Annotated in this window: 6 protein-coding genes and 1 pseudogene; 3 read left to right on the top strand and 4 right to left on the bottom strand. The window is 39.2% G+C overall.

The genetic code is table 11. The features are described 5' to 3' along the window. Positions 1-395, bottom strand: a pseudogene (locus IJE64_RS10635) (hypothetical protein); the annotation flags it as partial. A gap of 243 nt (positions 396-638) precedes the next feature. On the opposite strand from IJE64_RS10635, the gene IJE64_RS10630 reads away from it, so the two are divergent. Then, entirely contained in the window at positions 639-1,535 is an 897-nt protein-coding gene (locus IJE64_RS10630; protein WP_292785218.1) for a zinc-ribbon domain-containing protein, read from the top strand. Positions 1,536-1,695: 160 nt separating this feature from the next. Then, on the top strand, positions 1,696-2,637 hold the full coding sequence (locus IJE64_RS10625) for a CPBP family intramembrane glutamic endopeptidase (RefSeq protein WP_292785216.1): 942 nt from the start codon (positions 1,696-1,698) through the stop codon (positions 2,635-2,637). Positions 2,638-2,696: 59 nt separating this feature from the next. On the opposite strand, the gene IJE64_RS10620 is transcribed toward IJE64_RS10625, so the two are convergent. From IJE64_RS10620 to IJE64_RS10610, 3 genes are all read right to left on the bottom strand, one after another. Continuing rightward, positions 2,697-3,209, bottom strand: coding sequence for a hypothetical protein (locus tag IJE64_RS10620; RefSeq protein WP_292785214.1), 513 nt, complete (start codon positions 3,207-3,209; stop codon positions 2,697-2,699). Between the two features lie 232 nt (positions 3,210-3,441). Further along, entirely contained in the window at positions 3,442-4,002 is a 561-nt protein-coding gene (locus IJE64_RS10615) for a hypothetical protein (protein ID WP_292785212.1), read from the bottom strand. A 218-nt stretch (positions 4,003-4,220) separates the two neighbouring features. Continuing rightward, a complete protein-coding gene (locus IJE64_RS10610; RefSeq protein ID WP_292785210.1) occupies positions 4,221-6,104 on the bottom strand; it encodes a zinc ribbon domain-containing protein in 1,884 nt (627 codons plus the stop codon). A gap of 248 nt (positions 6,105-6,352) precedes the next feature. Between IJE64_RS10610 and IJE64_RS10605 the strand changes: the two genes are divergently transcribed. Further along, positions 6,353-6,637 carry a 2TM domain-containing protein gene (locus IJE64_RS10605; protein WP_292785208.1) on the top strand — a complete coding sequence of 95 codons (285 nt, stop codon included), beginning with the start codon at positions 6,353-6,355 and terminating at the stop codon, positions 6,635-6,637. Positions 6,638-6,740: the final 103 nt, after the last annotated feature.

Here is a 6,740-nt window from a genome sequence, read left to right as displayed (position 1 = left end):
TGTTGATTAATCTGTTTAATTATTTTTAACATTTGAAAAGTACTATTCCCAGTATAATTCTCATTTCCACTAAATGTACAATTAATAGTGTAATTTCCAGCACTTTTATTTAATTTAAGCACCCCAGTTCCATTTTCATTGGTAACAACAGAGTAATTATTAGTAGTGCTGTTTTCATCTGTGATTGTAATATTCACTGTTTCGTTAGCTATTCGAGTGTCATTAACATCTGTTAATTTGACTTTTATACTGTCCCCTTCGAAAATAGTGTCGTTATTTATGATTGTTAATTTCACATCTTCTTTAGCTGGTGCAAGCACTGATATAGCTATACCAACTAAAAGAGCAATAATAACAATTACCAATCCAATAATTATCAACCTGTTTTTATTCATAGTATAAGTTATGTTTAAGATAGTATAAATTTTTACTATTTAAATCAAATAGAAAGCTACTATTCATCCACTTCTTACATTCTTGAGCCATAATTTACCAAAATTCTCATTAAAAACTATAGCAAAACTAGCCCTGAAAAAAATATAAATGACAATTTATCAAATTAATATTATAAAAGGTTTTTTTTGAATCAGAAAAATTAAGATTTTTCAAAAAAAACTTATCGCTAGAGACGGATTCCAGTGAACCGTCTTCACTTTAAGAAAACAACAGGTGATTTTATGAACTGTGAAAAATGCGGTTTTGAAAACGAGGACGGGGCAAAGTTCTGCGGAAAGTGCGGCTCGCAATTAATAGCCGAAACAAAAGTTTGTGAAAGCTGCGGCTCACCGTTATCTGAGGAAGCAAAGTTCTGCGTTAACTGCGGCTCTCCTTCAGAAAGCCAAAAGACAGCAACTCCAACAGAAGACACAGACACCCAAAAGGAAAGTGAGGCTGAAACCCAACCCCAAAAAGCAGAAGCTTTAAGTCCTGAAGAAATCCAGAACCTCCCAAATTCCAACCAGGAAGTCACAAAGCACATGACCAAAGCGTTCAACGAAAAAAACAAGTCTGAAACTGAACTCACAGCCGAAGAAAAGGAAAAGCTCAGGCTGGAATATTTCAAAAGCATCGAAAAGAATCCGAACATGAAAAATGAAATCTATGACCCGAAGCTGGTTGATATAAACAACAAGGGTGTCGTCACCGACAAGAATGACCCGAACGTTCTCATGACTGAGGCCCTGACATACTGGGCCATTGCCGGAGGTGCAGTCCTGTTTCTGATTTTCCTCATGTTCCTGAGAGCGACCATCGGATACGGCCTCATCGGAACTGCGATATTCATATTCGAGATGCTTACATGCGGAGCAATATTCGTGCTTGTCATCCTCAACATAGGTGAGTTCATCTCCGCCCTGAGAAGCTCGAGGGATTCCAAGTTCAAGCTGAAATCGACCACCCACGTGTTCCCGATAGTTTTACTGTTGGCAGCATCCATAATATTTCTGGGCATCCAGACCACAATAAGCCTGATTATCGGATTTTTAGTGCTCGGAACAATCGGATTCGTCTGCATGCTGCTGTGGGGCAGATGACCTTAAAATGTCTTTTAGACAATAATATTAATCTTTGCAGAAATCGTTTCCAGATTTTTGCAAATTCTTTTTTATGAACAATAAACCAAAAACCGGCGGAGCATATACATCCATCTCAAAAAACGGACCTGATTTTAAAAAACCTAGCCGTTAATGACAGTTGCGGTTAAGGATAATTAATCAAAATCAGCCATCATGTCGAATCGTCAAACGGAAAAGCAATTTTTTTATACCTTCAAGACAAACTATAACCATGAACGGAAAAAACGAAATCCCCGAGTATGCAACATTCCCGAGAACCTTTGAAAAATACAGATGGTACAAGCCCCTGCTCGTGCTTGCAGTCGGCGTAATCGTGTATTTCATATTGATTTTTGTAATGGTAATCCTTTTCGGTGCAATCTATGGCACTGATGCGACAAACGCATTGATGGGCGGGTCATATGAATCGCTGAACTCCGAAGCCGGAGCCTACATGAGCTTTCTCTCGGTGGCAATCATACTCCCCTCACTATATGTCGCCTCAAGGGTTGTTCGTGACAGGCCGTTTTCCTCATATTCCTCATCCCGCGGAGGATGGGACTGGAAGCTTTACCTCAAATGCCAGACTATCCCTCTGGCAATATATGTGATTTACTGTGTCATGTACGCCATGGTGCATGGAAAAGTAAGTCCCACAACATTTTCATTGCCGTATTTCTTAATCTGCCTGGTAATCGTGCCCCTTCAGTGCGTCGGCGAGGAATACCTAATGAGAGGATTCGTCATGCAGACCGTCGGCTCATGGTCCAAGATTCCCATTCTGGCATTGATCATTCAGGCAGTGATATTTGGCGTATTGCACATATATACCATTTTAGGAGTGATAGGAACAGTCATGTGCGGCCTTGCCTATGGATTTTTAGCCCTTAAGACAAAGGGCCTTGAAGCGAGCTCATCCATGCACATAGCTAACAATCTTTCCATGACAATCATGATCGGTTTAGGATTTGGCGCATCAACATCGACAATCACCATGTCCAACTTCATAGAAACAATAGCCCTTTTAGCTGTCAACACATTGGCCCTGTATTATATAGGCACTAGAAAGGAATGGTTTTAAAAAAAGTAAAGAAAGACAATCCTAATTACTAGGATTCCGCTTTCTTGAAAATTGCTCCATCATCTGAAAGTGAGGGTGTATGCCTCTTCAAGACCACTTGCTTGCTTATAGATTGTTACATGACCTCCGGTTACCTCTGTAACTCCGGAATCTCCAGGTTCTACTGAATCAGAGGATTTTATCTCCTTAGTTCCGTTGATATATAATGTCAATATCCCATCTTCAACAGTGTATCTATTGACATAGAAACTTGAATGATTTGCAATATCACCGAATTTGACATAAACAGACCTTGTGCCGTGCTGTAAATCTTCTTTCAGCCTGTCTTGGTCCACGCCTGAAACATCAATTTTTGCTGTTCCATTGTATGTGAGGTTTTTAATGACTTGTGAGTGATTAGACTGGTTTACATAATTGTAACATCTGTAACTCACAGAAGAGTCTATTATGTCTACAGTGGCATCACCACCACCTCCATCGAAAAAGCCAAACCATCCTGCGCTGACAGCACTAACAGAAGCGAATACCGCCAATGCGATTAACGCAATTAAAAATATCCTTTTAACATTCATTTTAAAACACCTTAATATTATGTAATAAAATCTTTATCAAGATAAGATTATAAACATGCCGATTATCGCACAAAAAAATAGAAAAATAACCTTGGATAAGGATGAATTTGCAAAAACATAGAAACTATCCCCATGCATTATGTCGGCACTAAAAAGGAATGGTTTAAAAAAAAAAGTAAAGAAAGACAACCCTAATGAATAGGATTCTGCTTTCTTGAAAATTGCTCCATCATCAGAAATAGATGATGAATGCTGACTCGTTACCGGAACCTTCCTTATAAATTCGTACATCCCCTCCGGTTACATTTGTAACACCGGAATCACCAGGTTTTACGGGGTCATAAGAATTTATATGATCGGTGCCGTTGAAGAATAATGTCATTACCCCATCTTCAATTGTGTATTCATAGACATAAAAGCTTAAAGAACCTGCAATATTTCCGAATTCGACAGAAATAGTCCAATTATTACTTGATAGATTGTCTTTCAATTGCTCATGGTTCATGGTGGAAACATTGATTTTTGCTGTTCCCCTGTATGTGATTTCCTTATCGACTTCGGAGCTATCAGAATTGACGCTGAAATTATTTCCATTGCTTTGAATTGAAAGATCGTTTCCTGTAGCGGCACAACTGTACTTCACAGAAGAGCTTATTATGTCTACAGTGACATTATCCACCGTATCACTGTCACCGCCGCCTAAAAAGTCAAACCATCCGGCGCTGACTGCACTAACAGAAGCAAATACCACCAATGCGATTAACGCAATTAAAAATATCCTTTTAACATTCATTTTAAACACCTTAATATTATGTAATAGAATGTTTATCAAGATAGGATTATAAACATGCCGATTATCGCAAAAAATAGAAAAATAACCTTGGATAAGGAAATTTGCAAAAACAAATTTTGACAAATCCAAATCCAAAATTGAACTGCTAAGTCAGTAATTGGCCATTAACATCAAAAGATATTATATAAGACCAATCTTCATTTTTTCGCCTCAAGGATTCATTGGAAATTTGATTTTTCCAGTTCTTTCACTAACTTCTTCATTAGCACTTTTGCTTCCCTTTTTGTTGCCAGATGTACTGATGTGTCAAGCAAAATGGAAGCAGGGGGTGAGTTGGAATCCCTTATGTCCTCCATAAAATACTGGACTATAGTTTCGTTTTCCGTGTCTTCATCCAGAAACAGGTGAATGTTTTTAAAGGATCCGTACTGTAGGATTTTAAATTTATTCCTATCGCCAATGGCTACAGGATTTACATTGCGTACCCTCTTGAGAGCGGAAACTGTATCGTCTATCGAATAGGGAATTTTGGAATGGACTAAAAAATTCTTAGGACCCCTCTTGTAAAATTGCACTACCTGCAGCTCGATTTTGTCGCTACCCACATCCTTATGAAAACTGCAAACTTCACTGCGCAGCTCCTCAATCTTGTCGTCGAGAGTCTCCCCATTTTCATTGAGTGGAAGATTGCAGTTTTTGCAGTATTTATAATTGTAGTCATTTTCATGACCGCATTTTGGACAAACTTTCTTGTCATTGCCGTTTGCCTGTGAAACGTCTGATTGGACACTGTCCAACTTATTTCCGCAGTTGATGCAGAAGTTAGTCCCTTCAGCGTTTACATGTCCGCATTTAGGGCAGGCATTATCATTTGTTTGCGGTTCTGCTTGCTTTTGATTAATCAATTCGGTTCCGCAACTGATGCAGAAGTTAGTCCCTTCAGCATTCACATGCCCACACTCAGGACAAGCATCACCTTCATCTTTAACTGGTGAATCCTCTCCACTGGATTTATCCTCATTAGAATCATCTTCATCATCAACAGATTGGGTTTCAGTTTCTTCAATTTCCGCTTTATCTTCACCAATCTCTGCTTTTTCCAATTTGGTTCCGCATTTAATGCAGAAGTTAATGCCCTCAGCATTCACATGCCCACATTCAGGACAGGCATTGTCTTCATCTTTTACAGGTAAATCAGCTTTATCCTCATCAATTTCAATTTGTGAATCTTCTTCAACGGATTCATCTTCCTCATCAACAGATTGGGTTTCAGTTTCTTCAACATCTGCTTTATCCTCATCCATATCTATTTTTTCCAATGGGGTTCCGCAACCGATGCAGAATTTGATGCCCTCAAGATTATCGCGTCCGCATTTTGGACATGTATTGCCTTTTTTTGGTGTTGAATCAATAGTTTCTTCTTCTGTTTCTTCCTCGGCGGCTTCATCCATTTCATCTTGGAAGACTTCCTCTTCACTCTCTTCTGCGATTTCTTCATCACTGCCCGCTGCATCATCAACATTTTCTTTTACAGCGGTTGCCTGCGGACTTTCATCCTCTGCAATCTCTTTATTGGAAGCTTCACCTTCAAGCTTGTTTCCGCAGTTAACGCAGAACTTCATGCCTTCCTTGTTTTGATGGCCGCACTCAGGGCAGACCTTCATTTCAACACTCAAATCATTGCCGCAGCCGACACAGAACTTGGCATCCTCCTTGTTGTGATACCCGCAATTAGGGCACTCCTTCAATGAATCAAGATCCAGACTGGTTGCACAGCTGACGCAAAACTTGGCATCCTCCTTGTTGTGATACCCGCAATTAGGGCACTCCTTCAATGAATCAAGATCCAGACTGGTTGCACAGCTGACGCAAAACTTGGCGTCGCTCTTGTTTTGAAATCCGCAATTAGGGCATGTCTTCATTGACGCTCCATCCAGTTTAAATCCACAGCCTACACAGAATTTGGCATCTCTAATGTTTTGAAATCCGCAATTAGGACAGGCATTCATCGGTTGGACCGCAACATCCAGTCCGTTTCCACAGTTGACACAGAATTTGGTGTTATCAGCATTTTGAAATCCGCATTTGCTACATGTTTTCATAGTTTTCGCCTCAGTGTTAAGAACAATGATTATAAAGAAAATTTGACTTTTAGTTAAATCATGATTATATATATAGTTTTTAGATTCCCCTATTAAACTTTTTTTCCATCGGGCAACATCAAGTACCCAACCTGCAATTACCATCAGATGCACAATGAAAAATTAGGATTAAATAATATGGCCAATAAAGTAATTATTATACAACAAGAGGATTTCGTCAAATCCTTTAAAGAATTATAGGTGATTGAATGTCTGATAATGATTTGTATAGAAGAGCGGAAAAGAGAGCGGATGAAAAAATAGGCTTCTACAAGCACCTCTACAGCTTTATCGGCGTCAACATAATGCTGTTTATCATCAATTTTGTTACAAAAATGATGAGCGGTAAAGGCGAATGGTGGTTCTATTGGGTGACCATCTTCTGGGGAATCGGTTTGGTGTTCCATTTCCTGAAGACATTTGTTTTCTCCAACAAACTGGAGGACAACCGTGAGCAGATGATTGAAAAGGAAATGGAAAAGATGAAAAAATAAGCCTACATTAACCATCAACCACTTTTTTGATGCTTGGCATGCATCTTCAATTTAATAAGGGGCTTTTGCTTTAACGCCCCCCCCCCCATTTTGGTTTTTGCTC

The organism is Methanobrevibacter sp., from assembly GCF_017409525.1.
GTDB lineage: Archaea > Methanobacteriota > Methanobacteria > Methanobacteriales > Methanobacteriaceae > Methanocatella.
The sequence above is the reverse complement of the archived record's forward strand: the minus strand, read 5'-3'. Positions and strand labels throughout refer to the sequence as shown.

Bases quoted from the DNA above. Each gene is read 5' to 3' on its own strand.
- IJE64_RS10620 (WP_292785214.1), bottom strand. From the start codon at position 3,209: ATGAATGTTAAAAGGATATTTTTAATTGCGTTAATCGCATTGGCGGTA.
- IJE64_RS10615 (WP_292785212.1), bottom strand. From the start codon at position 4,002: ATGAATGTTAAAAGGATATTTTTAATTGCGTTAATCGCATTGGTGGTA.
- IJE64_RS10610 (WP_292785210.1), bottom strand. From the start codon at position 6,104: ATGAAAACATGTAGCAAATGCGGATTTCAAAATGCTGATAACACCAAA.
- IJE64_RS10605 (WP_292785208.1), top strand. From the start codon at position 6,353: ATGTCTGATAATGATTTGTATAGAAGAGCGGAAAAGAGAGCGGATGAA.